The sequence below is a fragment of the Mycolicibacterium pulveris genome (assembly GCF_010725725.1).
In the GTDB taxonomy this organism is placed as follows: Bacteria; Actinomycetota; Actinomycetes; order Mycobacteriales; family Mycobacteriaceae; genus Mycobacterium; species Mycobacterium pulveris.
In genome coordinates this window covers 3,767,059-3,790,090 of record NZ_AP022599.1, presented here as the reverse complement: position 1 = coordinate 3,790,090, position 23,032 = coordinate 3,767,059, and the positions used below count along the sequence as shown (strand labels likewise).

Annotated in this window: 21 protein-coding genes and 2 pseudogenes; 12 read left to right on the top strand and 11 right to left on the bottom strand. The window is 68.3% G+C overall.

The genetic code is table 11. From position 1 onward, the window contains the following. The first annotated feature begins 1 nt into the window (after position 1). Positions 2–520, top strand: a complete 519-nt coding sequence (locus G6N28_RS18355; protein WP_163902727.1) for a SixA phosphatase family protein — start codon at positions 2–4, stop codon at positions 518–520. 53 nt (positions 521–573) lie between these two features. Here G6N28_RS18355 and G6N28_RS18350 read toward each other — a convergent pair whose 3' ends face one another. Both G6N28_RS18350 and G6N28_RS18345 read right to left on the bottom strand, forming a co-directional pair. Beyond that, a complete protein-coding gene (locus G6N28_RS18350; RefSeq protein ID WP_163902724.1) occupies positions 574–1,131 on the bottom strand; it encodes a DUF3558 domain-containing protein in 558 nt (185 codons plus the stop codon). Next, a complete protein-coding gene (locus tag G6N28_RS18345) occupies positions 1,128–1,694 on the bottom strand; it encodes a DUF3558 domain-containing protein (protein ID WP_163902722.1) in 567 nt (188 codons plus the stop codon). Before G6N28_RS18345 ends, G6N28_RS18350 begins: the two co-directional genes overlap by 4 nt. Positions 1,695–1,809: 115 nt before the next feature. On the opposite strand from G6N28_RS18345, the gene G6N28_RS18340 reads away from it, so the two are divergent. The 3 genes from G6N28_RS18340 to G6N28_RS18330 all read left to right on the top strand — a co-directional run bounded on the left by G6N28_RS18340 (position 1,810) and on the right by G6N28_RS18330 (position 7,766). Next, positions 1,810–3,561 (top strand): ABC transporter ATP-binding protein, encoded by a 1,752-nt coding sequence (locus tag G6N28_RS18340; RefSeq protein WP_163906386.1) that lies wholly within the window; start codon positions 1,810–1,812, stop codon positions 3,559–3,561. Continuing rightward, complete coding sequence (locus G6N28_RS18335) at positions 3,558–5,504, top strand: ABC transporter ATP-binding protein (RefSeq protein ID WP_163902720.1); 1,947 nt, start codon at positions 3,558–3,560, stop codon at positions 5,502–5,504. The genes G6N28_RS18340 and G6N28_RS18335 overlap by 4 nt, the downstream gene beginning before the upstream one ends. Before the next feature lie 99 nt (positions 5,505–5,603). Beyond that, entirely contained in the window at positions 5,604–7,766 is a 2,163-nt protein-coding gene (locus G6N28_RS18330; protein ID WP_163902718.1) for a molybdopterin-containing oxidoreductase family protein, read from the top strand. Here the strand turns inward: G6N28_RS18330 and G6N28_RS18325 are convergent. Together G6N28_RS18325 and G6N28_RS18320 are read right to left on the bottom strand one after the other, a co-directional pair. Further along, positions 7,763–8,332: an ATP-binding transcription factor AbmR gene (locus G6N28_RS18325; protein WP_163902716.1), complete on the bottom strand. Its 570-nt coding sequence runs from the start codon at positions 8,330–8,332 to the stop codon at positions 7,763–7,765. The genes G6N28_RS18330 and G6N28_RS18325 overlap by 4 nt on opposite strands. A gap of 126 nt (positions 8,333–8,458) precedes the next feature. Then, positions 8,459–8,662, bottom strand: coding sequence for a hypothetical protein (locus tag G6N28_RS18320; protein WP_163902714.1), 204 nt, complete (start codon positions 8,660–8,662; stop codon positions 8,459–8,461). 48 nt (positions 8,663–8,710) lie between these two features. Between G6N28_RS18320 and G6N28_RS18315 the strand changes: the two genes are divergently transcribed. Then, positions 8,711–9,574: an AIM24 family protein gene (locus tag G6N28_RS18315; RefSeq protein ID WP_163902712.1), complete on the top strand. Its 864-nt coding sequence runs from the start codon at positions 8,711–8,713 to the stop codon at positions 9,572–9,574. Here G6N28_RS18315 and dtd read toward each other — a convergent pair whose 3' ends face one another. After that, positions 9,575–10,009 (bottom strand): D-aminoacyl-tRNA deacylase, encoded by a 435-nt coding sequence (dtd, locus tag G6N28_RS18310; RefSeq protein ID WP_163902710.1) that lies wholly within the window; start codon positions 10,007–10,009, stop codon positions 9,575–9,577. A gap of 86 nt (positions 10,010–10,095) precedes the next feature. On the opposite strand from dtd, the gene G6N28_RS18305 reads away from it, so the two are divergent. Then, on the top strand, positions 10,096–10,302 hold the full coding sequence (locus G6N28_RS18305) for a heavy-metal-associated domain-containing protein (RefSeq protein ID WP_163902708.1): 207 nt from the start codon (positions 10,096–10,098) through the stop codon (positions 10,300–10,302). Position 10,303: 1 nt separating this feature from the next. Next, positions 10,304–12,514 carry a heavy metal translocating P-type ATPase gene (locus G6N28_RS18300; protein WP_163902706.1) on the top strand — a complete coding sequence of 737 codons (2,211 nt, stop codon included), beginning with the start codon at positions 10,304–10,306 and terminating at the stop codon, positions 12,512–12,514. A gap of 4 nt (positions 12,515–12,518) precedes the next feature. Here the strand turns inward: G6N28_RS18300 and G6N28_RS18295 are convergent, their stop codons facing one another. Together G6N28_RS18295 and G6N28_RS18290 are read right to left on the bottom strand one after the other, a co-directional pair. Continuing rightward, positions 12,519–12,923: a hypothetical protein gene (locus tag G6N28_RS18295; RefSeq protein WP_163902704.1), complete on the bottom strand. Its 405-nt coding sequence runs from the start codon at positions 12,921–12,923 to the stop codon at positions 12,519–12,521. 31 nt (positions 12,924–12,954) lie between these two features. After that, positions 12,955–14,070, bottom strand: a complete 1,116-nt coding sequence (locus tag G6N28_RS18290) for an adenylate/guanylate cyclase domain-containing protein (RefSeq protein WP_235674622.1) — start codon at positions 14,068–14,070, stop codon at positions 12,955–12,957. A 40-nt stretch (positions 14,071–14,110) separates the two neighbouring features. Here G6N28_RS18290 and G6N28_RS18285 point away from each other — a divergent pair, with 40 nt between their 5' ends. Next, on the top strand, positions 14,111–14,605 hold the full coding sequence (locus G6N28_RS18285) for a DNA-deoxyinosine glycosylase (RefSeq protein WP_163902700.1): 495 nt from the start codon (positions 14,111–14,113) through the stop codon (positions 14,603–14,605). Positions 14,606–14,681: 76 nt separating this feature from the next. Here G6N28_RS18285 and G6N28_RS18280 read toward each other — a convergent pair whose 3' ends face one another. Next, a complete protein-coding gene (locus tag G6N28_RS18280) occupies positions 14,682–16,058 on the bottom strand; it encodes an amidase (RefSeq protein WP_163902698.1) in 1,377 nt (458 codons plus the stop codon). Between the two features lie 66 nt (positions 16,059–16,124). On the opposite strand from G6N28_RS18280, the gene G6N28_RS18275 reads away from it, so the two are divergent. Both G6N28_RS18275 and G6N28_RS18270 read left to right on the top strand, forming a co-directional pair. After that, positions 16,125–16,562 (top strand): HIT family protein, encoded by a 438-nt coding sequence (locus G6N28_RS18275; RefSeq protein WP_163902696.1) that lies wholly within the window; start codon positions 16,125–16,127, stop codon positions 16,560–16,562. 4 nt (positions 16,563–16,566) lie between these two features. After that, positions 16,567–17,018, top strand: a pseudogene (locus G6N28_RS18270) (nitroreductase family deazaflavin-dependent oxidoreductase). A 76-nt stretch (positions 17,019–17,094) separates the two neighbouring features. On the opposite strand, the gene G6N28_RS18265 reads toward G6N28_RS18270, so the two are convergent. Together G6N28_RS18265 and G6N28_RS18260 are read right to left on the bottom strand one after the other, a co-directional pair. Then, the gene (locus tag G6N28_RS18265) at positions 17,095–18,132 is read right to left on the bottom strand and encodes an LLM class flavin-dependent oxidoreductase (protein WP_163902694.1); all 1,038 of its coding nucleotides are present in this window, start codon (positions 18,130–18,132) and stop codon (positions 17,095–17,097) included. A 168-nt stretch (positions 18,133–18,300) separates the two neighbouring features. Beyond that, positions 18,301–19,125, bottom strand: a complete 825-nt coding sequence (locus G6N28_RS18260; protein WP_163902692.1) for a uracil-DNA glycosylase — start codon at positions 19,123–19,125, stop codon at positions 18,301–18,303. A 63-nt stretch (positions 19,126–19,188) separates the two neighbouring features. Here G6N28_RS18260 and G6N28_RS18255 point away from each other — a divergent pair, with 63 nt between their 5' ends. After that, positions 19,189–20,442: a multidrug efflux MFS transporter Tap gene (locus G6N28_RS18255; protein WP_163902690.1), complete on the top strand. Its 1,254-nt coding sequence runs from the start codon at positions 19,189–19,191 to the stop codon at positions 20,440–20,442. Here G6N28_RS18255 and G6N28_RS18250 read toward each other — a convergent pair. Next, positions 20,436–21,559: pseudogene (locus G6N28_RS18250) on the bottom strand (AAA family ATPase). The gene G6N28_RS18255 and the pseudogene G6N28_RS18250 sit on opposite strands and share 7 nt — an antisense overlap. A 120-nt stretch (positions 21,560–21,679) precedes the next feature. Here G6N28_RS18250 and G6N28_RS18245 point away from each other — a divergent pair. Next, entirely contained in the window at positions 21,680–22,999 is a 1,320-nt protein-coding gene (locus tag G6N28_RS18245) for an FAD-binding oxidoreductase (RefSeq protein ID WP_163906384.1), read from the top strand. Positions 23,000–23,032: the final 33 nt, after the last annotated feature.

Below are 23,032 nucleotides of genomic sequence, written 5' to 3'. Positions count from 1 at the left end.
CGTGAGCGACTCCTCCCGCACGCTGCTCTTGCTTCGCCACGGCAAGTCGGACTACCCGCCGGGGGTCGCCGACCACCAGCGGCCGCTGGCACCGCGGGGAGTGCGGGAGGCGGCGCTGGCCGGCGACTGGTTGCGCGCACACGCACCCGCGGTGGACGCGGTGCTGTGTTCGACGGCCGTCCGCACCCGCCAGACGCTGCAGCGCACCGGCATCGAGGCGCCCGTCGAGTACGTCGACCGGCTCTACGAAGCGACGCCCGGCACCGTGCTCGACGAGATCAACCGGACGTCGTCGCGCTTCCCCTCAGAGGTGCGCACCCTGCTGGTGGTCGGGCACGAGCCTGCGATCTCCTCTGTCGCGCTGGGCTTGGCCGACGACGACAGCGGCAACAGCGATGCGGCCGAGCAGATCTCCATCAAGTTCCCGACGTCGGCGATCGCGGTGCTGAACACGCGTCGGCCGTGGCCCGACTTGGCGCTCGGTGGCGCGACGCTGGTGACCTTCCACGTCCCGCGCTAGCGGCTTGTGTGCGTTCGGCGCGCTCACCGCAACAAACGCACACAGATCGCCGATCAGGCGCGGGTCGCCAGCGTCAGCTCCATCAGCTTCAGCGCCATCTCGCAGGCGTTGATGCCCGGTGACTGCGGGTTGACCCACCACCCGACCACGCCCGCCGCGTCGCTGGCCACCCCGCACGCGCCGTTGGGATCATCCGGGCGCATCACGATCGACTGGATGCCGGCCACCCGCCGGTCCTCGATCTGGTAGCCGAGCCGTTGCGCCGTCTGACGTTCGTTGTCCAGGTTGCCCTGCTCGAACCAGAACCGGGTGATGTCGACCAGCCCGGACGGGTTGGCGGCCTGCCAGCGGCACACCGCGCCGACGAAGGTGCTCTGGATGTCGAGCGGATCGGCGCCGACGGTCTCCGCGAGGATGTCCTCGGTCAGCACGTCGCACTCCTTGAGCAGGTTGGGGTACTGCCGCTCGGAATCGTCGTTCCTGGGCACGTCGCCCGAACCGGACTTGGCGGCGGTGCCCTCGACAGTCTGTGTGCACCCGGTCAGCAACGAGAACCCGGCCAGCGCCACGATTGCGGCGGCCGCGGCGCGACGGAATGGGCTGCGTGTCATTCGGAGTTCACAATCGATTGGCGGGTCAGTTCCTTGGCGACATCGCACGGATCGGGAAACGGCTTCTGCACGTAGCTGACCGACCACTCGATGAAGTCGTCATCGAACTGGATGCCGATCTCGCAGAGGTTGTTGCCCAGTATCGGGTCCTCGCCCACCGCGATGAACCCGTCGTAACCCTCGATGTTGATGTCCTCCACGCTTGCTCGCGTGAGTTCCTCGGTCTTGCGCTCGCGGCCGATCGGGCTGCCGCGAAACCAGGTGAACGAGAAGTGCGGCCCGAGGATGCTGCCGCCGGCCAACCACTGGCAGCCCACCGACGTCTTGGCGGTGTTGACCAGGCCGGGCACGCGGGTCTGCGCGGTGATCTCCTCGTCGCTGACGCCGCCGCACTGCGGGAAGAAGGGCCCGTGTGAGACGTTCTGCGTCGGCGCCGTGGTCTGTGGCACCTCGGGGTTGGTCGGCTCCGAATCCGAGCATGCGGCAACCAGCGGGCTGAGGACCGCAGCCGCCACCGCAAGCCGCAGGAAAGTTGCGCGCGTGGTGGGGGTCACGTCATGCACTGTAGCGGCAGCTCATGAGGTCAACCACCGACGTCCCCATTGACCTGCGCCGTTATCGGGTTTCCAGGTGTTTCGCAACGGACGCCGGCGGTGGCCGGTGTGCGAGAGTAGCGGGATGTTGTGGGCGCTGCTGCGGCAGTATGCGCGGCCCTACCGCGGGCTGCTGGCTGTCGTCGCGCTGCTCCAGCTGATCAGCACGCTGGCCTCGCTGTACCTGCCCACCGTCAACGCGGCCATCATCGACGACGGGGTGGCCAAGGGCGATCTGGGCACCATCGTCGAACTGGGCGGGGTGATGCTGGCCGTCACCGCCCTGCAGGTGCTCTGCGCGGTGGGCGCGGTGTTCTTCGGCTCGCGGGCGGGCATGGGGTTCGGCCGCGACCTGCGCTCGGCGATGTTTCACCACGTGACCGGCTTCTCGGCCGAGGAGACCGCGCGCTTCGGCGCGGCGTCGCTGTTGACCCGCACCACCAACGACGTCCAGCAGATCCAGGTGCTTGTGCAACTGACCTGCACGATGCTGATCACCGCGCCGATCATGTCGGTCGGCGGCATCGTCATGGCGATGCACATGGACGTCGGGCTGTCGTGGCTGCTGGCGGTCGCGGTGCCGGTCTTGGCCCTGGCCAACTACTGGATCGTGTCGCGTCTGCTGCCGATCTTCCGGCGCATCCAGCGGCAGATCGACGGCATCAACCGGGTGATGCGTGACCAGCTCGCCGGTATCCGGGTGATCCGCGCGTTCGCGCGGGAAGGCTTCGAGCGCAACCGCTTCGCCGAGGCCAACCACGCGCTGGCCGACACCGCCTTGGACGCGGGCCGCTGGCAGGCGCTGATGCTGCCGGTGACGACGCTGGTGATCAACGTCTCCAGCGTGGCGTTGATCTGGTTCGGTGGTCTGCGCATCGACGCGGGGCAGATGCAGGTCGGCGCTCTGATCGCGTTCCTGTCCTACTTCATGCAGATCCTCATGGCGGTGCTGTTGGCGACGTTCATCCTCGTCATCATTCCGCGCGCCTCGGTGTGCGCCGAGCGGATCGGCGAGGTGTTGTCCACCCAGCCGCAGATCACCAGCCCGACACATCCGGTGCGACGGACGACGATCGACGGGGAGATCGAGCTGCGGGCCGCGACTTTCCAGTATCCCGGGGCGGAACGCCCGGTGCTGCAGGATGTTTCGTTGACGGCGCGACCAGGAACGACGACGGCCGTGGTCGGATCGACGGGGTCGGGCAAGTCGACGCTGCTGGCGTTGATCTGCCGGCTGTACGACGTGACGGCGGGTTCGGTGCGTGTCGACGGTGTCGACGTCCGCGACTACGACCCCGAGCAGCTGTGGTCGACGATCGGTCTTGTGCCCCAACGTGGCTACCTGTTCTCCGGAACGGTGGCCGACAACCTGCAGTTGGGCGCGCGCCCTGGGCATACTGCCACCGAGGACGAGATGTGGGAGGCGCTGCGGGTGGCGGCCGCCGACGACTTCGTGCGTGCCCATCCCGACGGGTTGGCGATGCGGGTCGCCCAGGGTGGCATCAACTTCTCCGGTGGTCAGCGGCAACGCTTGGCCATCGCCCGTGCGGTCATCCGTCGACCCGCGATCTACCTGTTCGACGACGCGTTCTCGGCACTCGACGTGCACACCGACCTGCGGGTGCGGAGCGCGCTGCGTGAGGTGGCGGTCGATGCGACGGTGCTCCTTGTGTCGCAGCGGATCTCGACCATCGCACAGGCGGATCAGATCGTCGTCGTCGACGACGGCCGCGTCGTCGGTCTGGGCACCCACGAGGCGCTGTTGGCGCAGTGCGCCGAATACGCGGAGTTCGCCGACTCCCAATCGCTGGGCGCCGGCGTCGGGGGTTCGCGATGAGCGGGCCGATGGCGCGACCGATCCGGGGTGTGGTGCAGGCCCCGACCGAGCGGTCCCGCGACTTCACGGGTTCGGCCGTGCGGTTGGTCAAGCGGCTGACCCCGCAACGCGCACTGGCTGTTTCGGTGATCCTGCTGGGCGTGGGCGGCATCGCGATCAGCGTGATCGGGCCGCGGATCCTCGGGCACGCCACCGACTTGTTGTTCAACGGGGTGATCGGACGTCAACTGCCCGCGGGCCTGACCAAGCAGCAGGCCATCGACGCCGCCCGCGCCCGCGGCGACAACACGTTCGCCGACCTGCTGTCGGGCATGGACGTGGTGCCTGGCCGCGGCGTCGACTTCGGCGCCGTGGGCCGCACCCTGCTGTTGGCTCTCGGCCTGTACCTGCTTGCCGCCTTCTTGGTTTGGTTGCAGTTCCGGCTGCTCAACGTCGCCGTACAGCGGACGATGGTGACGCTGCGTTCCGACGTCGAGAACAAGCTGCACCGGATGCCGTTGTCCTACTTTGACTCCCGTCAACGCGGCGAAGTGCTCAGTCGGGTCACCAACGACGTCGACAACATCCAGACCTCGCTGTCGATGACCATCAGCCAACTCATGACCTCAGTGCTGACCGTGCTGGCGGTGCTGGCCATGATGCTGACCATCTCCCCACTGTTGACGTTGCTCACCGTCGTCACGGTGCCGTTGTCGCTGTGGGCCACCAAGGCGATCGCGCGGCGATCCCAGCGGATGTTCGTCGCGCAGTGGGCCAACACCGGCCGGCTGAACGCCCACATCGAAGAGACCTACAGCGGCTTCACCATCGTCAAGACCTTCGGCCACCGCGCCAAGGCCACCGAACAGTTCGGTGAGCTCAACGACGACGTGTACCACGCCAGCATCGGCGCACAGTTCTTCTCGGGGCTGGTCTCTCCGGCGACCACGTTCATCGGCAACCTCAGCTATGTCGCGGTCGCGGTGGTGGGCGGTCTGCAAGTGGCGACCGGCCAGATCACGCTGGGCAGCATCCAGGCGTTCATCCAGTACGTGCGCCAGTTCAATCAGCCGTTGACCCAGGTGGCGGGGATGTACAACACGCTGCAGTCCGGTATCGCCAGCGCGGAGCGGGTTTTTGACCTGTTGGACGCCGAGGAGGAGCCCACGGACGGCGAGGGCCGAACGTTCCTTACCGCTCGAGATTTCGCGGAAATCTCGAGCGGTAAGGAACGTTCGCGCGGCGTGACGGGCCGGGTGGAGTTCGAACACGTCAGCTTCAGCTACCGTCCCGGCGTCCCGGTGATCGAGGACGTCTCGCTGGTGGCCGAACCGGGCAGCACGGTGGCGATCGTCGGGCCGACCGGCGCCGGCAAGACGACGCTGGTGAACCTGTTGATGCGGTTCTACGAGGTCGATTCCGGGCGCATCCTCGTCGACGGAGTGGACATCGCGACGGTGAGCAGGGCCGCGCTGCGGTCCCGGATCGGCATGGTGCTGCAGGACACCTGGCTGTTCAACGGCACCATCTACGAAAACATCGCCTACGGTCGGCCCGACGCCGGCGAGGACGAGGTGATCGCGGCCGCCAAAGCCGCCTATGTCGACAGGTTCGTGCATACGCTGCCCGCGGGGTATCAGACCCGGGTCAGCGACGACGGCGGCAACCTCAGCGCGGGCGAGAAGCAGCTCATCACCATCGCCAGGGCGGTGCTGGCGCAACCGCGACTGCTCGTGCTCGACGAGGCGACCAGTTCCGTGGACACCCGCACCGAGCTGTTGATTCAGCAGGCGATGGCCGAGTTGCGTCGTGACCGAACGAGTTTCATTATCGCCCACCGGCTCTCGACGATCCGTGACGCCGACCAGATCGTGGTGATGGAAGCGGGCCGGATCGTCGAGCGCGGCAGCCATACCGAGCTGCTGGCTAAGCGTGGCGCTTATTGGGCGATGACGCAGGTCTAGCGCGCGGGAGGTGCGCGAGCAGGCGTGAAAACCCCCAAAAACAGCCGATTTTAGGGGTTTTCACGTCTGCTCGCGGGAGAAGTCCGGCAGGATATCAGCATGAGCGAAACGGTGTACACCTTCTGCCGCTACTGCCTGGCCGCGTGTGGCCTGGAAGTGACGGTGGACGGCAACCGGGTCACCAAGATCGCCCCGGACAAACAGAACCCGCATTCGTGGCAGGACTTCTGTGCCAAGGGCCGCACCGCGAACGAACTCGTCGAACATCCGCGGCGCATCCTGCACCCGATGCGCCGCGTCGGCGACAGATACGTCGAGGCCACCTGGGACGAGGCGATCAGCGACATCGCCGACAGGATGACCGCGCTCATCGAGGCCGGCGGCCCCGACGCCGTCGGCATCTACTACGGCAACCCGGCGGGATTCTCGTCGTCCAACGTCATCTTCATGAACGGTTGGCTGGATGCGATCGGCACGCACAGCCGCTACTTCGTTGGCTCGATCGACCAGAACGCCATGCACGTGGTGGCCTCGGCGATGTACGGGTCGCTGTTGATGGCACCGGTGTCCGATATCGACAACTGCGACTACTTCCTGCTGGTCGGCACCAACCCGGCGGTGAGTGCGTGGAACTGGCTGGAGACCGTGCCCGGCGGATGGCGGCGCGCGTTGGCGCGGCAGCGGCAGGGCGCCAAGATCGTGATCGTCGACCCGTTGCGCACCGAGAGCGCCGAGAAAGCCGACCTGCATCTGGCGGTGCGGCCCGGCCAGGACTGGGCGCTGCTGCTGGCGATGGTCAAGGTCATCCTCGACGAGGGGCTCGAGCATCACCAGGACTGCGCCGAACTCGCCACGGGGGTAGAGGATTTGCGTGCGCTGGTCGCCGACGCGGATCTCGGCGACCTCGCCGCGCGCTGCGATCTCCCCCGGAAGCTGATCGAGCAGGTGGCCCGGGAGTTCGCCGCCGCCAAGCGGGCGATGGTGGTGACCCGCACCGGGGTGTCGATGCACCTCACCGGCACCGTCGCCGAGTGGCTCGGCCACGTGCTCAACGTGATCACCGGGCGGATGGACCGGCCCGGCGGCCGCAGGTACGAGCCGGGCTACGTCGACGCCATCCGGATGGCCGGCATGGTGAAGGCCAAGCCGCACCGCAGCCGGCTGCTCGGACGCGAGATGGTCGCCGGTGCCCACGCGTTGTCCGAATTGCCCGACGAGATAACGACTCCCGGTCGCGGTCAGATTCGCGCGCTGGTGATCAATTGCGGCAACCCGGTGGTGTCCGGGCCGGACGGGACACGGTTGGACAACGCGCTGGCGCAGCTGGACTTGTTGGTGGCCATCGATTTCGTTCAGCGTGAGAGCCATCGGCATGCGCACTGGTTGCTGCCCGCCGTGCACTGGCTCGAGCGCGACGACCTGTTGGCGTTCACCAGCAACATGCACGACGAGCCTTACCTGCAGTACGGCGCCAGGGCCGTGGAACCTCCGCCGGGGGCGCGCGAGGAGTGGCGGATCTTCACCGATCTCGCGATCGCCATGAACACACCGCTGTTTCGCGCCAAGGGACTCAACGGGTTCATCAAGGCCACCCGCAGGCTGGCCCGGATCACCCGGAGGCCGACGCTGGAGTTCGGCCCGCACTGGATCGACCGGCTGGTGGTGGCGACGGGACGCAAGTTCAACGGCCGCAGGATCAAATGGCGCGACGTCATCTCGCATCCGCATGGGATGGTGTTGGGCCCAAGGGAGTTCGGCCACTTCAGGAATGCGCTGCGCACCGACGACAAGAAGGTCCATGCCGCACCACCGGAATTCGTCGAGCGGGCCCGAGAATTGCTGACCCAACCGCACCCGGCGGCCCCCCTGGGCTATCCGTTCCAGCTGGCCAACCGGCGGCGCAGGCATTCGATGAACTCGTGGCTCAACGATCTGCCCGGCCTACATCCGGGAGGTAAGGGCAACGACGTTGTCATCCATCCCAAGGACGCCGCGGATCTGGGCGTCAGCGAGGGTGATCTGGTGCGGGTGTTCTCGCCGGTCGGCGCGATCGAACTCAAGGCGGTGGTGGACGACGCCCCGCGGCAAGGGGTGGTGATCGTCGACCATGGTTGGGGCTCACGCGTTTTCGATCCGCGCGGCGGTGCCGAACCGGTGTCCTACGGGGTGAACCGCAACCTGCTCATCGAAGGCGGCTCGGTCGACCCGCTGTCGCAGACCGCGCCGTTGAGTTCGTCCTACGTGGGAATCGAACGGGTTTAGAGTTGCGGGCCTTCGGCGCGTAGGTCATCGACGTTGCGCAAGGCCTCGCGCAGCTTGCTCAACCATTCCTCGGTGTGCTCGCCGACGAGCCGGACCGACCACGCCAGCGCATCCGATCGAGACCGCGCCACCCCCGCGTCGACCAGCGTGTCGAGCACCTGGCGTTCCGGCTGCCGCAGCCGGGTCATCACCGGCACGGCGAGGTGGGTGAACATGATCCGCTCGGTGTTGCCGTCGGAGCCGACGTCGACTCCCCAGGCCACCTTGCGCCCGTAGCGCGCCTCGGCCTCGTCGGCGATGCGCATGCGCTCCGCTCGCGTTTCCTCCCGGAACCGCGCGACCCGGCCGGAGGCGTGGGCCTGGCTCTCCGGGGTGTCGGAGCCCTCCGGTGCGGGCAGCCGACCGATGACGGTGATTTCTTCACGGTCGACGATGACGGTCGGGTCGCCGTCGAACCAGGCCTCGGGTAGGCGACCGGCGAACCAGTCGGCGGCGTCGCTCGCGTCGGGCTGCTGTGTCTGTTGCCAGCCGCCGGGGCGTCGACGGCCGTGGAGATGGTGCCTCATGATTACATGATTACACCGTTACACCGCTGATGGAACGGCTTCAGCCGTCGGCTTAACGCCGAGGTAGCAGTGATGGTCGTTCGGCGGGCAGATGAACCGCCCCCGCTTCACGCTCGGCGCCCAGACCTAGTTGCGTTTGCGCAGCACGACGGCGCCGCCCCCGACCACCGCCGCGACCAACAACAGGATCGCCAGGCCCGGGCTGACCAGCCACCACACCAGGCCCAGCGCGATGAGCACCGGTGACACCGCGAACAGCACCATCAGCGGGTGCTGCTTGATCACCGCCAGGGCACCCCGCGCGCGTGTCCGGTCGATTTCCTTCGCCATGTGCCCAGGATGCCAGTGCGCGCCGGGTGGTTGCCCTAGTTTGTTGCCATGACAGGACCAAACCCGGGAAGCTGGCGACCCGATCCCGAAGGCCGTTTCGAATACCGCTGGTGGGACGGCCAGCGCTGGACCGACCAGGTGTCGCATCAGGGTCAGGTCGGCCGGGCGCCGTTGGGCGGCGCGCCGCCGAGCCAACCACCGCCGCAACCCGCGCCCGCCGCCGCTGCGGTCGGCGACGGGTTCGAGGGCATCACAGGCGAGCTGGTCGACGGTCGGTTCAGCGAGAAAGAGGCCAAGGCGATCGCGAACCAGAACACCAAGATGCTGCGGGTACGCCTCGGCGAGCCGTTCCTGGCCAGACAGGGCTCCATGGTCGCGTACCAGGGCAATGTGGAGTTCGCGTTCGAAGGCGGCGGGGCATCGAAGTTTCTCAAGAAGGCGCTGACGGGCGAGGGTCTGCCGCTGATGCGCTGCGGAGGCCAGGGCGACGTCTTCCTCGCCGACCGGGCCGCCGACGTGCACCTGCTCAACCTCACCAACGCCGGCCTGTCGATCAGCGGCAAGAACGTGCTGGCGTTCTCGTCGAGCCTGGACTGGAACATCGAACGGGTCAAAGGCGGCAGCATCGCCACGGGCGGGCTGTTCAACACCACGCTGCGCGGTACCGGGTGGGTGGCGCTGACGACCGACGGCCCGCCGGTGGTGCTCAACGCCGCCGAGGCGCCCACGTTCGCCGACACCAACGCGGTGGTGGCGTGGTCGGCAAACCTGCAGACGCAGCTGAAGATGAGCTTCAAGGCGGGGGCGCTGATCGGCCGCGGCTCCGGTGAGGCCGTTCAGGTGTCGTTCTACGGGCCGGGTTTCGTGATCGTGCAGCCCTCCGAGGGCTCCGCGGTCACCTCAACCCCGTAATCACAGCTCCAACAGCAGGGTGACCGGACCATCGTTGACGAGTTCGACGTGCATGTGCGCGCCGAACACCCCGGTCGCCACCTCGGCGCCCAGCTTCCGCAAGGCGTCGGCGAACGCATCCACCAGCGGCTCGGCGACGGGGCGGGGTGCTGCGGCGTTCCACGCGGGCCGACGCCCTTTGGCGGTGTTGGCGTAGAGAGTGAACTGGCTGACGACCAGGATCGGCGCCCCGACATCGGACGCCGATTTCTCATCGTCGAGAATGCGTAGTTGCCAAAGCTTTTCGGCGAGGCGCTGCGCCTTGGCCTCGTCGTCGTCGTGGGTCACCCCGACGAGGGCGAGCAGGCTCTGGCCATCGGGTCGCATGACGGCCCCGACCACCTCGCCGTCGACCCTCACCGCGGCCGAGAGCACACGTTGCACGAGGACACGCATGACCGCAGATGCTGCCACGGACGCCGGAGTGCCGGGCTTCCGACCCGGTTTGCATACCCCATGGGGGTATTAGTACGCTGGTTGGCATGACCACGACGACAATCACCGTCACGGGAATGACCTGCGCCCACTGCGCTGCGTCGGTACGTGAGGAGATCGGCGAGATCCCGGGTGTCCGGGCCGTCCAGGTCGACGTCTCCAGCGGTGCGGTGACCATCGACAGCGAGCACCCGGTGGACCCCGCCGTGATCCAGACCGCGGTGGAAGAAGCCGGCTACCAGCTGGCCAGCTGACATGTCGACCATCGAGCTGTCGATCGAGGGCATGACGTGTGCGTCGTGCGCGAACCGGATCGAAAGAAAGCTCAACAAGATTGACGGCGTGACCGCGACCGTCAACTTCGCGACCGAGAAGGCGCGGGTGACCTTCGGCGACGGCGTTACCCCGGAGGACTTGGTCGGCACGGTCGAAAAAGCGGGGTACCAGGCGCATCTGCCCGCCGGCGGCACCACTGCCGAACCCGCGGACGACGACCCCGCGGCGTCGCTGCGGCGCCGACTGCTGATCTCGCTGGCACTCACGGTTCCGGTGATCGCGATGGCGATGGTGCCAGCCCTGCAGTTTCCGAACTGGCAATGGTTGTCGTTGACGTTGGCCGCGCCGGTAGTGGTCTGGGCGGGATGGCCGTTCCATCAAGCCGCGTGGGCCAACCTCCGACACCGCACGGCGACGATGGACACCCTGATCTCGATGGGCACGCTCGCGGCGTTCGGGTGGTCGCTCTACGCACTGTTCTGGGGCACCGCGGGTATCACGGGGATGACGCATCCGTTCGAGCTGACGCTCAGCCGCACCGACGGCTCCGGCAACATCTATCTCGAGGTGGCCGCGGGGGTGACGACGTTCGTGCTGGCCGGACGCTACTTCGAAGCCCGCGCCAAACGTCGGGCAGGCGCCGCGCTGCGTGCACTGCTGGAGTTGGGCGCCAAGGACGTCGTCGTGCTCAGAAACGGTGCCGAACAACGTATTCCACTCGACCAATTGGCCGTCGACGACCAGTTCGTGGTTCGCCCTGGCGAGAAGATCGCCACGGACGGCGTTGTCGTCGACGGCCACTCGGCGGTGGACGCGTCGATGCTGACCGGCGAGTCCGTGCCGGTGGACGTCGCCCCCGGCGATCAGGTGGTCGGCGCCACGATCAACGTCGACGGCCGGCTCGTGGTGCGCGCCAACCGGATCGGCTCCGACACCGCGCTGGCGCAGATCGCCCGACTCGTCGAGGAGGCGCAGAGCAAGAAGGCGCAGGCTCAGCGGCTGGCCGACCGGATTTCGGGTGTGTTCGTGCCGATCGTCATCGCCCTGGCCCTCGCGACGCTCGGATTCTGGCTCACCACAGGCGAATCGACGGCCACCGCGTTCACCGCGGCGGTGGCGGTGCTGATCATCGCGTGTCCATGTGCGCTAGGCCTGGCGACGCCGACGGCGCTGATGGTCGGAACCGGTCGAGGTGCGCAGCTGGGCATCCTGATCAGGGGCCCGGAGGTGTTGGAGTCGACACGTCGCGTCGACACCGTGGTCTTGGACAAGACTGGCACGGTCACCACCGGGACGATGACGCTGCTCGACGTGATCACCACCGACGGTGAGGAGCCCGATCAAGTGCTGCGGATGGCCGGCGCGCTGGAGAACAGCTCCGAGCATCCGATCGCGAAGGCGATCACCGTCGCCGCCCGCGACAAGGTCGGTGAGCTGCCCGACGCCGAGAACTTCACCAATTTGCGCGGTCTCGGCGTTCAGGGAACGGTCGACGGGCACGCCGTGGTGGTCGGCAGGCAGCGGTTGATGACGGTGCCCGACCCGCTACCCGAACCCCTTGCACTGGCCATGCGGCAGGCAGAAGCCGAGGGCCGCACCGCCGTCGTCGTCGCCTGGGACGGAACCGCGCGCGGCGTGCTGGTGGTGGCCGACGCGATCAAGCCCACGTCGGCCGACGCCGTCGCGCAACTGCGCGCGCTGGGACTGACCCCGATCATGGTGACCGGTGACAACCGGGCGGCGGCCAGGACGGTGGCACGGCAGGTCGGCATCGACGACGTCATCTCCGAGGTGCTGCCGGAGGAGAAGGTCGAGGCGGTCAAGCGACTGCAGTCCGAGGGCAAGGTCGTGGCGATGGTCGGCGACGGCGTCAACGACGCCGCGGCGCTGGCGCAGGCCGATCTGGGCCTGGCGATGGGCAGCGGCACAGACGTCGCGATCGAAGCCAGCGATCTGACGCTGGTACGCGACGACCTGCGTGCCGTTCCTGACGCGATTCGGCTGTCCCGCAAGACGTTGGCGACGATCAAAACCAACCTGTTCTGGGCGTTCGCCTACAACGTCGCGGCGCTGCCGCTGGCCGCGGCGGGCTTGCTCAACCCGATGATCGCGGGCGCGGCAATGGCTTTCAGCTCAGTCTTCGTGGTCAGCAACAGCCTGCGGCTGCGTCACTTCAGCCCGTCTCGGTAGCGCGTCACAGGCTCGCGGTGACCGGCCCCAGCAGCTGGCAGTTCGGGTCGGTGGTGAAATCGAACATCGCACCGCAGCCCCGCCCCGACGAGACATATGTGGTGCCGGGCTGATACGGCTCGAACACCTGCGCGGTCTCGTGGCCCCTGGACTGCGCGCATTTCCCCGGCCCGCCTTCGACGTGCAGGCACGCCACACCGAACTTCGGTTCGAACATGCCCAGACAACCCGCGGGCACCACGGTCGCGGTGACCATGTCCACCCCAGACACCTGCACGACCTGAGGCGGGGACAGCGTGAACGAGCACGGGCCCGGCTGCGGTGGCGGCTGAGCATGCGCGGTGGCCACGCTCGCCATTCCGGCCAGCGCGACGGTCGACACCCAAAGAGCAATGACCGCTCGGAGCATGCCTGGATCGTAGACCAGCCAGATTGCGGTGTCAGCCGCTCGATCGTCGCGCCCGGAACAGCTTGACGTCGCCCTTCACCCCTTTGAGCCGGCGCGCACCCGCGAACGACCACGCGAATCCGTCGGCTGAACCCACCGCCCGCCTGGCAGTTTCGGCCACCAGTACCGAATCCGGCCGCGCGACGCTGGTCACCCGGCTGGCCACGTTGACCGGGCTGCCGAACCAGTCCCCCGCCCTACTCACTGCGGAGCCGTGTGCCAGCCCGATGCGCAGCGGCGGAAAGTCGTCGTACTTCTCCGCTGCCGCAAGCAGTTCCAGCGCCGTGTCGAGCAACGCCACCGGATCGGTGCTGACCAGCATGACGGCGTCGCCGATCGTCTTGATGAACCGGACCGGCGGGGTGACGGCGTCCCGTGTCAGGTTGGCCAGCCGGCTGGCGAGGGTCTCCAGTTCCTCGGGCGGCACCGCTTCGCCGAGCCGGGTGAAGCCGACGAGGTCGGCGAACATGACCGCGACGGTGCGGGCCCCCGGCAGCGTGCCCGCGGCACGCTCAGCGGTGCTGACGGCCTCGGTTTCCAGCGTGTGCCGCAGCTGGATGTGCAGCATGTCCTCGCACAGCGGACCGAGCAGCGGCGAGACCTCTCGCACCAGGCGTTCATATGCCTGCGCCAGTTGTAGTTCGGTGGCGCCGGGCGTGATCACCGCCTCCAGCACGACTTCACGCATGGCCTCGGCGGTCTGCGCCAGGCCGTGGCCGAGCACTCGGGCCACGGTGACCACCTGCTCGCGCGTCAAGCCCATGTCGAGGAAGACCTTCGCGCGCACGGCGGCTTCGCTGTCGGCGCGCAGATGGACGGCGGCGTCGGGATCCTCGGCCCTCGGCAGGCCGAGCGCGGACTGCAGGGCGTCGAGCAGGTCCAGATCGATGCCGGTTTCCTCGCAGATCTGGCGCGCGGACACATGTACACCGTCATTGCCGATGAGCCGCCCTGCGGGCAACAGCATCGGCGACACCTCGCCGCGGATCTGGTCGACCGTGAAACCCTGGTCGAGCAGCCACTGGATCAACTCCGCACGTTCGGCGCGGGCGGGCCCCTCGAGGTCATCGAGCAGCCCGGTCGCCTCGATGTCGATATCTTCGGCCACCGGCCCAACGTATACCGCGACGGCGTGCCATATTCGCGTGGTGACCACGCCGCTTCTGCACGGGCTGCCGCCGATCATCGGCGAGGGCGCCCACACGCTGATCCTCGGCAACATGCCCAGCGTGATGTCGCTGGCGGCGCAGCAGTACTACGGGAATCCGCGCAACGCGTTCTGGCGGATCACCGGCGAGGTCCTCGGTTTCGGCGCCGACGACCCCTACCCTGACCGGGTCGCCGCGCTGACCGCGCACGGCTTCGCGGTGTGGGACGTACTGCGGTCCTGTCGGCGGGTCGGCAGCCTCGATTCAGCGGTACAGCCGGACAGCATGGTGCCCAACGGCTTTCAGCAACTGTTCGACGAGCAGCCCGGCATCGGGCGGGTGTTGTTCAACGGCGCGGCGGCGGAGAAGAACTACCACCGGCTCGTCGGTGCCGCGTCGACGGTGCGGTACCGCCGGCTGCCGTCGACCAGCCCGGCGCAGACGATGCGCTACGCGGACAAGTTGGCGGCCTGGCGCGAGGGCATGCGTCAGTAGCGGCAGCGAGCGTGCGCGAACTCGCGAATTTTGTCGGCGTGTCGGCTGCAGACACGCACGCTCACGGAGAAAGCGGTCAGGACACCGGCGGGCGACGGTGCGCCCACGCCCGGGCCTTCTCGATCTGCCCGGCCAGCGACAGCAGCGTGGCCTCGTCGGACGGCCGGCCGACCAGCTGGATCGAGGTCGGCACCCCGTTGGTGTCCGCTCCCCACGGTACGACGGCCGCGGGCTGCCCGGTGACGTTGAACATCGCCTGAAACGGCACCCGCGCCGCCACCAGAGCCAAGGTCGAAATCGCGCCCCTGCGGTGATATGCGCCGATGCGGGACGGTCCGGTCGCGGTGCCGGGGGTGATGACCACGTCGACGTCGTCGAAGATCGTCTGAATCTGTTCGGAGAGTTCGCTTTCCGCGGCCCGAATGCGCTTCATCCGCTGTTCGGAGATCAGGCCGCCGATCCTGGCGAAACTGCGCGTGCGCGCTTCGAGCCGCTCGGGGTGACGTAGCGTCTGCACCTCGTCGTACACGCCCCGGAAGTAGCGGGACAATGTGTGCGCGATTGCGGTGCGCGGATAGTCCGGATCGCGCACGATCACGTCGTGGCCCAACTCACGCAACAGCGCACCGGCCTCGTCGACGGCGGCCCGCTGCGGTTTGCCGACCCGTGCCACCAACGGCGGTGGCACCTTGGTGCTCAACGCGATTCGTAGCCGCCCGGGTGCTGTGGCGGCGGCGGTGACAAATGCCGACTCACCCGCGGTCACGTCCAGGAACAGCGCCGCGTCCTCGACGGTTCTGGTGATCGGGCCGTTGACCGTCAGCCCGTTCCACGCGTCGTCGTGCGGCGCCAGCGGCACCCGGTCCCGCTGCGGTTTGATGCCGAACAACCCGCACCACGTCGCCGGAATGCGGATCGACCCCATGCCGTCGGAGCCCAGCGCCATCGCCGTCAGGCCCGCGGCCACCGCCGCGCCGCTGCCCCCGCTGCTTCCCCCCGGCGTGTGGTCGGTGTTCCACGGGTTGCGGGTCGCGCCGTAGGTGACCGTCTCGGTGAACGGCCAGATCGTCATCTCGGGCACCGCGGTCTTGCCGATGATCACCGCGCCCGCGTCGCGTAACCTCCGCACCACCTCGGCGTCCTGCGTACACGCCGGGCCGTGGGCCGCGCTGCCGTAGGTCGTGGTGGCCCCCGCGACGTCCACGTCGTCCTTGATGGCGATCGGTACGCCGAGCAGCGGACGGCGCTCCCCCGCGTTCAGCCGGTCCTGCGCGAGGCCGGCGTCCTGGCGCGCCGAGTCGGTGAGCACGATGCGGTACGCCCTCAGCTCGGGGTCGATCCGCGCGATGCGGTCCAGGTACAGTTCCAGCAGCTCCGGAGCGGTGATCGTGCCCGCCGCCAGTCGCCTGGCCTGTTCGGCGGCACCTGCAAAAGCAAGCTCACGGGTCTCCATCCGCGGCAGCGTAGCCGCTCAGCAGCCGTGTCGGGTGCCGTCGGGGAAACCGGCTAACGTGGCGGCATGTCTTGTGTGTTCTGCGCGATCATGGCCGGGGAGGCCCCGGCCATCCGGATCTACGAGGACGACGACTACCTCGCCCTGCTGGATATTCGGCCGTTCACCCGCGGTCACACGCTGGTCATTCCGAAGCGGCACACGGTCGATCTGACCGACACCCCACCGGAGACCGTCGCCGGGATGGTGAAGATCGGGCAGCGTATCGCGCTGGCAGCCCGAAACTCCGGGCTGCACGCCGACGGCAACAACGTCGTGATCAATGACGGAAAGGCCGCGTTCCAGACCGTGTTCCACATTCACCTACATGTGGTGCCGCGACGCTCCGGTGACAAGCTGTCCTTCGCCAAGGGCATGCTGCTGCGCCACGATTCCGACCGCGAGGAGACTGGGCGGCTGCTGCGGGAGGCGCTGGCGCAACTGGACTCCACTGCGCAAGACTGAGCACATGAGCATGCCGTTGTGGGAGCGCTACCTCGGAGTGCCGCTGCTGCGGCTGCACGACAAGATCTACCAGGGGACCAACGGCCGGGTCGGGCACCGCATCCTGCCCGGCACCCCGCCCAACCTGTTGCTCCACACCGTGGGCGCCAAGACCGGAATACAGCGCACGAATTCGCTGACCTATGCCAGAGACGGCGACAACTATCTGATCGTCGCGTCCAAGGGCGGCGACCGAAAGCCCCCGGGTGGTACCACAACTTGAAGGCCAACCCGAACGTCGAGATCAACGTGGGGCCCAAGCGGTTCGCGGTGACCGCGCGGCCGGTGCTGCCCGACGACCCCGACTATCCGCGGCTGTGGCGAATCGTCAACGACAACAACGCCAACCGTTACGAGAACTATCACAAGCGCACGACACGGCCGATTCCCGTCGTCGTTCTGACGCCTCGCGATTAGGCATTCTCAGGCGCGAGCAGACGCGTAAACCCCCAAAAGGTGTGCTTTCAGGGGGTCCACACGTCTGCTCGCGGTGTCAGAACAGCTCTTTGGCCAGCAGTTCCAACGTCGTGTCGCGCGCCGGTGCGGTGCCCGGATCGGTGCCGCGGCGCGCCGACGCGACCGGGTTGACCATCACCTCGTCGACGTCGAACTGGGCTGCCAGCGCACGAATCTGATCGGCTGCCTCCGTCGGGGTGCCCACCACGGCGCGCCGCAGGGCCTCCTCGGAGATCCGCTGCGCATGCGGCGACAACGTCTGCGCTTGCGCCTCCTCGACCAGTTCGAGCGGGCCAAGCGGTTGACCTGTGCGCAGCCGGGCCATCATGTGCAGGTTCGGCAGCGCCAACGCCTTTGCCTCCTCAGAAGTTTCGGCCACCACCGCGTTGACGGTCAAGAACGTCAACGGTTCTGACGCCTGATCGCTCGGGCGGAACTTCGTCCGGTACGCCTCCAGCGCCTCGGCGGTGCCCTTGCCGGAGAAGTGGTGGGCGAACACATACGGCAGGCCCTTGGCCGCGGCCAGGTGCGCCGAGTACATCGACGACCCCAACAGCCACAGTTTGGGCACCGACACCGCGGCCGGGGTGGCCTTGAGGATGTAGCGCTCGTTGGGGATCGGCACCCGCACCCCGCGCTCCCCCATCAGCGCGACGACGTCGTCGAGGTAGTCGGGAAACGCCTCGATGTCGCGGTCGTCGCGGCCGGCGGCGTTCCGCAGCGCCCACGAGGTCACCGGGTCCGAGCCGGGCGCGCGGCCGATGCCCAGGTCGATGCGGCCGGGATGCGCGGCCTCCAGCAGCGCGAACTGCTCGGCGACTGCCAGCGGCGCGTGGTTGGGCAGCATCACCCCGCCGGAGCCCACCCGGATGTGCGTGGTGTGGGCGGCCAGATGCGCGATCAGCACCGGCGGGCTGGTCGCCGCGACCGACGGCATGTTGTGGTGCTCGGCGACCCAGTAGCGGGTGTAGCCGAGCCGGTCGGCGGTCTGGGCGAGCTGGGTCGACGCCGCCAGCGCATCGGAGGTCGTCTGGTCGGTGCGTACCGGTACGAGGTCAAGAACAGAGAGCCGCATTACAGGCACAACGCCGGCGCGCCCGAAACCGTTCCCCCGACTCAACCGAGCGTGCAGCACGCGACGACCTGCCCGAGGCGCTGCAGGTGTTCGACGAGTGGACCGTCGCCCACTACGAGGAGATCCCGCCGGCCGAGTTGGGCGCGCTGGCCGAGGCGCAGTTCGCGACTATTCGACGGATGCTAGCGCGCCGGCCCGCCGGAACACGTCGTCGAGCATCTGCGGGGTGAGCTTGCCGGTGAAGGTGTTCTGCTGGCTGGGGTGGTAGCAGCCGATCAGCGTAAGGTCGCCGAGCTTCGCCGTCGCGCCGTGACCGAATTGGGGTGCGGGCTTGTCCACGGTGCCACCGCCGTTTCGCACCATCTGCAACGCCGCTCGCCAGGCGAACCCACCCAGCGCGACGATCACCCGCACAGTCGGCGACGTCAGCCGCCATTCCGCATCGAGCCACGGCGCACAGGTGGCCCGCTCGGCAGGCGTCGGCGCATTGCCCGGGGGCGCGCAACGCACAGCGGCGGCGACCCGAGTTCCGTTGAGCCGCAACCCGTCAGCGGCATCCACACAGACGGCTTGATTGGCCAGTCCGGTGCGGTGCATGGCGGCGAACAGGAAATCACCGGAGCGGTCACCGGTGAACACCCGGCCGGTGCGGTTGGCGCCGTGGGCGGCGGGTGCCAACCCGACGATCATCACCCGCGGTCGCTTCGCACCCCAACCCGGTATGGGGCGGCCCCAATACGGCTCGCCCGCGAAGGATTTCCGCTTCGCCACGGCCACCTCTTCGCGCCACTGCACCAGCCGCGGGCAGGCCCGGCACATCGAGATCACGGCGTCCAACTCGTCGATGGTCTGCGCGGCGGCGGCCATCGCGGCCACCTGCGCGGCCGTCGTCGCCACCGCGGTGTCCGGCGTGGCCAGCTCACCGGGCCAGCCGGAACCCGGCGGCACAGGAGAATCGAACAGCTTTCCAGTACGTGGATGGGCCAGCTTCACAACGCCACTGTGCCTGGCGGGCAAAATCGGGTGCCGACCGGCCCCGGCCGTTGTTAGATACCCGTGATGAACAGCAAGCGCGGACCGATCGTTCTGATTCTGTTCTCCGCGTTGACGGCCGGAGCGGGCAACGGCATCTCGCTGGTCGCGTTCCCCTGGCTTGTGCTGCAGCGCAACGGTTCCGCGGTGGACGCGTCGGTGGTGGCCATCGCTGGCTCGCTTCCTCTGCTGGTGGCGACGATCATCGCCGGGGCCGCGGTCGACTACCTGGGTCGCCGCCGGGTGTCGATGATCTCCGACGCGCTCTCGGCGCTTTCGGTGGCGGCGGTGCCCGTGCTGGCGTTGGCGTTGGGCGTCGAGGTGCTCAACGTCGCGGTGCTGGCCGGTCTGGCGGCGCTGGGCGCGTTTTTCGACCCGTCGGGCATGACGGCCCGCGAGACGATGCTGCCCGAAGCCGCCGCACGCGCCGGCTGGACACTGGACCGGGCCAACAGCGCCTATGAAGCGGTGTTCAACCTCGCCTACATCGTGGGGCCCGGGATCGGCGGGCTGCTGATCGCCACCCTCGGCGGGGTCAACACGATGTGGGTGACCGCCGCAGTGTTTGTGGTGTCGATCGTCGCGATCGCGGCCCTTCGGCTGGAGGGTGCGGGCAAGCCGGACCGCGACGCGCTACCCACCGGCGTCTGGGACGGGGTCATGGAGGGGTTGCGGTTCGTGTGGGACCTGCGGGTGCTGCGGACGCTGGCGCTGATCGATCTGGCGGTGGTCGGGCTGTACATGCCGATGGAAAGCGTGCTGTTTCCGAAGTACTTCACCGACCGCGATGAGCCGGCTCAACTCGGATGGGTGCTGATGGCACTGAGCATCGGAGGCCTCGCGGGCGCGCTCTGCTACGCGGTGACGTCGAAGTTCATGAGCCGGCGGGTCACCATGCTCACCGCGGTGCTGACGCTCGGGCTCGCTATGACGTTCATCGCGTTCCTGCCGCCGCTGCCGGTGATCCTGTTGCTGTCGGCGATCGCCGGATTCGTCTACGGCCCAATCCAACCGATCTACAACTACGTCATGCAGACCCGGGCGCCGCAGCATCTGCGCGGCCGGGTGGTGGGGGTGATGGGGTCGCTCGCCTACGCCGCGGGACCGCTCGGGTTGATCGTCGCGGGCCCGCTGACCGATGCCGCCGGCCTGCAGACCACGTTTCTGGCGTTGGCGCTGCCGATCATCCTGCTCGGCATCGTCGCGATCTTCCTACCGACGCTGCGCGAGTTGGACCGAGCACCGGAGGTGGTGGCCGCCGAGCAGGTCGATCAATAGCCGGCGCGAGCGCTCTCGAGCCCGGTGGCGGGGCCTTTTCTGGCGATCGCGGCCAGTTCCTCGCGCGTGCTGACGCTTACCCGCTGACATGCGCGGTACACGTGACCCTCGACGCCGCGCACCGACATCACCAGCCGCTCGGCGATCTCGCGATTGGACAGGCCGGCCACCACCAACTCGACGACCTCGCGCTGCCGCCCGGTCAGCGGCTGGCCCGCGGGAGCCCGCAGCGCCGGGGTGCACAGACCACCGCAGGCATCGCTGAGTTCCTTGGCCACCGCCGCTGCATAGAGTCCACGCTTGCGTTGTTGACCCGTGTGAAGGCGACCGCGGCCTGGGCGGCCACGTCGGCGGCGGTGGCGCGGTCACCGACCGCAAGGTACTCGTTGGACGCGGCCAGCAGCCCTTCCCCGTCGTCGGCGGCCAACGATTCCGTGTGCCGCGCAACGGCGTTGGCCAGCGGCAGCCCCAACTCGTCGGCCAACTCGCGGGCCCGTGCCACCCATGAGGTGTCGCCCCACTGGGCGGCTGCCTGCAGGCAGGCCAGTTCATAGGTGGGCTGTCGGCGCTCGCGGGCCTGCCGCGCCGCGGCGCCGACAGCCGCGATGGCTTCGGCCGACAACGGTTCCAGGTCCAGACGGGCCAGCAGCCCGTCCTTCCACAACGCGGTGACGGCGTCCGGTTCGTCGGCGCCGGAACGCACGGTCACCACAAGACGGGCACCGCGGCTCTGCGCGAGCTGGTGCACGACGTGCGCGGACAGCCCGTCGAGCAGGTGAGCATCGTCGACACCGATCAGCACCCGACCTCGCTGTTGTTGGGCGACAAAGGAATTGATCACCCGGCGTACGTTGGCCATGGGATCGGCCATCGCGTCACCGAGCAACGCGGTGAACGCGCCCAGCGGCAACGCGCGGGCCGACTCCGTCCCGACGATCCAGTTGGTGCGCTCACCGGCGCGCTCTGCGCGGGCCAGCACCTCGCGGGCCAACCGGGTCTTACCCACGCCTGCGGATCCGACGATCACGACGCCGGCTGTGTTGCCACCCCCGCCGAGCGCGTGGCGAATCGCGGTCAGTTCGCCGTCGCGCCCCGCCAGCGGTGTCCCGCTGATCACGGCGCGACTATAACCGCTGGTCAGTTGGCGGCGTTCGGATTTCACCAGCTCTCGTAGGATTGTGGCGTGGAGTCAGCCCTGGACGAGTTGATCGCCCAAATCCCCGAGGGCTCGGAAGGCATGGTCGTCACCGATCCCGACATCCTGGCGTCGTATCGCCATGACCGCGCGTTTGATCCGAGCGCGGGTACGCCGCTGGCGGTGGTGCGTCCGCGCAACACCGAAGACGTGCAGGCGACCCTGCGCTGGGCCACCAAGCACAAGATCGCCGTCGTGCCGCGCGGCATGGGCACCGGGCTCTCCGGCGGCGCCACCGCCCTGGACGGGGCGATCGTGCTGACCACCGAGAAGATGCGCGATATCACCGTCGACCCCGTCACCCGCACCGCCGTCGTCCAGCCGGGCCTGCTCAACGCCGAGGTGAAGAAGGCGGTCGCCGAGCACGGGTTGTGGTATCCGCCGGATCCGTCGTCGTTCGAGATCTGCAGCATCGGCGGCAACGTCGCGACCAACGCCGGCGGACTGTGCTGCGTGAAGTACGGCGTCACCACCGACTACGTGCTCGGCTTGCAGGTGGTGCTGGCCGACGGAACCGCGGTGCGGCTGGGCGGGCCGCGGCTCAAGGACGTCGCCGGGCTGCCGCTGACCAAACTGTTCGTCGGCAGCGAGGGCACGCTCGGCGTCGTCACCGAGGTCACGCTCAAGCTGTTGCCCGCGCAGCACAGCGCGTGCACGGTGGTGGCGACCTTCGACTCGGTGGAAGCCGCCGCCAACGCTGTCGTCACGATCACGGGCAGGATCCGGCCGTCGATGCTGGAGTTCATGGACTCGGCGGCCATCAACGCCGTCGAGGACAAGCTCCGAATGGGCCTGGATCGCAGCGCCGCAGCGATGATGGTGGCCGCCAGCGACGACCGCGGACCGTCGGGAGCCGCCGACGCGGAGTTCATGGCGCAGGCTTTCACCGATCACGGCGCCAGAGAAGTGTTTTCGACGTCGGACCCCGAGGAAGGCGAGGCGTTCGTCGCCGCACGCCGGTTCGCCATCCCCGCGGTGGAGGCCAAGGGATCGCTGCTGCTCGAGGACGTCGGCGTGCCGCTGCCGGCGCTGGCCGACCTGGTGAGCGGGGTGGCCAAGATCGCCGCCGACCACGACTTGATGATCTCGGTGATCGCGCACGCCGGCGACGGCAACACCCATCCGTTGATCGTGTACGACCCCGCCGACGCCGCGATGACCGAGCGCGCCCACCGCGCGTTCGGCGAGATCATGGACCTCGCCGTGGGCCTGGGTGGCACGATCACCGGCGAACACGGGGTCGGGCGGCTCAAACGACCGTGGCTGGCTGGTCAGCTGGGACCGGAGGCGATGGAACTCAACCGTCGCATCAAGGCGGCGCTGGACCCCGACAACATCCTCAACCCCGGCGCGGCCATCTGATCGCGGCGCCGACGAAATCGCGGGCGCCTATTG

Bases quoted from the DNA above. Each gene is read 5' to 3' on its own strand.
- G6N28_RS18330 (WP_163902718.1), top strand. From the start codon at position 5,604: ATGAGCGAAACGGTGTACACCTTCTGCCGCTACTGCCTGGCCGCGTGT.
- G6N28_RS18325 (WP_163902716.1), bottom strand. From the start codon at position 8,332: ATGAGGCACCATCTCCACGGCCGTCGACGCCCCGGCGGCTGGCAACAG.
- G6N28_RS18300 (WP_163902706.1), top strand. From the start codon at position 10,304: ATGTCGACCATCGAGCTGTCGATCGAGGGCATGACGTGTGCGTCGTGC.
- G6N28_RS18280 (WP_163902698.1), bottom strand. From the start codon at position 16,058: ATGGAGACCCGTGAGCTTGCTTTTGCAGGTGCCGCCGAACAGGCCAGG.
- G6N28_RS18315 (WP_163902712.1), top strand. From the start codon at position 8,711: ATGACAGGACCAAACCCGGGAAGCTGGCGACCCGATCCCGAAGGCCGT.
- G6N28_RS18265 (WP_163902694.1), bottom strand. From the start codon at position 18,132: ATGCGGCTCTCTGTTCTTGACCTCGTACCGGTACGCACCGACCAGACG.
- G6N28_RS18245 (WP_163906384.1), top strand. From the start codon at position 21,680: ATGGTCGTCACCGATCCCGACATCCTGGCGTCGTATCGCCATGACCGC.
- G6N28_RS18350 (WP_163902724.1), bottom strand. From the start codon at position 1,131: ATGACACGCAGCCCATTCCGTCGCGCCGCGGCCGCCGCAATCGTGGCG.
- G6N28_RS18320 (WP_163902714.1), bottom strand. From the start codon at position 8,662: ATGGCGAAGGAAATCGACCGGACACGCGCGCGGGGTGCCCTGGCGGTG.
- G6N28_RS18295 (WP_163902704.1), bottom strand. From the start codon at position 12,923: ATGCTCCGAGCGGTCATTGCTCTTTGGGTGTCGACCGTCGCGCTGGCC.
- G6N28_RS18275 (WP_163902696.1), top strand. From the start codon at position 16,125: ATGTCTTGTGTGTTCTGCGCGATCATGGCCGGGGAGGCCCCGGCCATC.
- G6N28_RS18335 (WP_163902720.1), top strand. From the start codon at position 3,558: ATGAGCGGGCCGATGGCGCGACCGATCCGGGGTGTGGTGCAGGCCCCG.
- G6N28_RS18305 (WP_163902708.1), top strand. From the start codon at position 10,096: ATGACCACGACGACAATCACCGTCACGGGAATGACCTGCGCCCACTGC.
- G6N28_RS18340 (WP_163906386.1), top strand. From the start codon at position 1,810: ATGTTGTGGGCGCTGCTGCGGCAGTATGCGCGGCCCTACCGCGGGCTG.
- dtd (WP_163902710.1), bottom strand. From the start codon at position 10,009: ATGCGTGTCCTCGTGCAACGTGTGCTCTCGGCCGCGGTGAGGGTCGAC.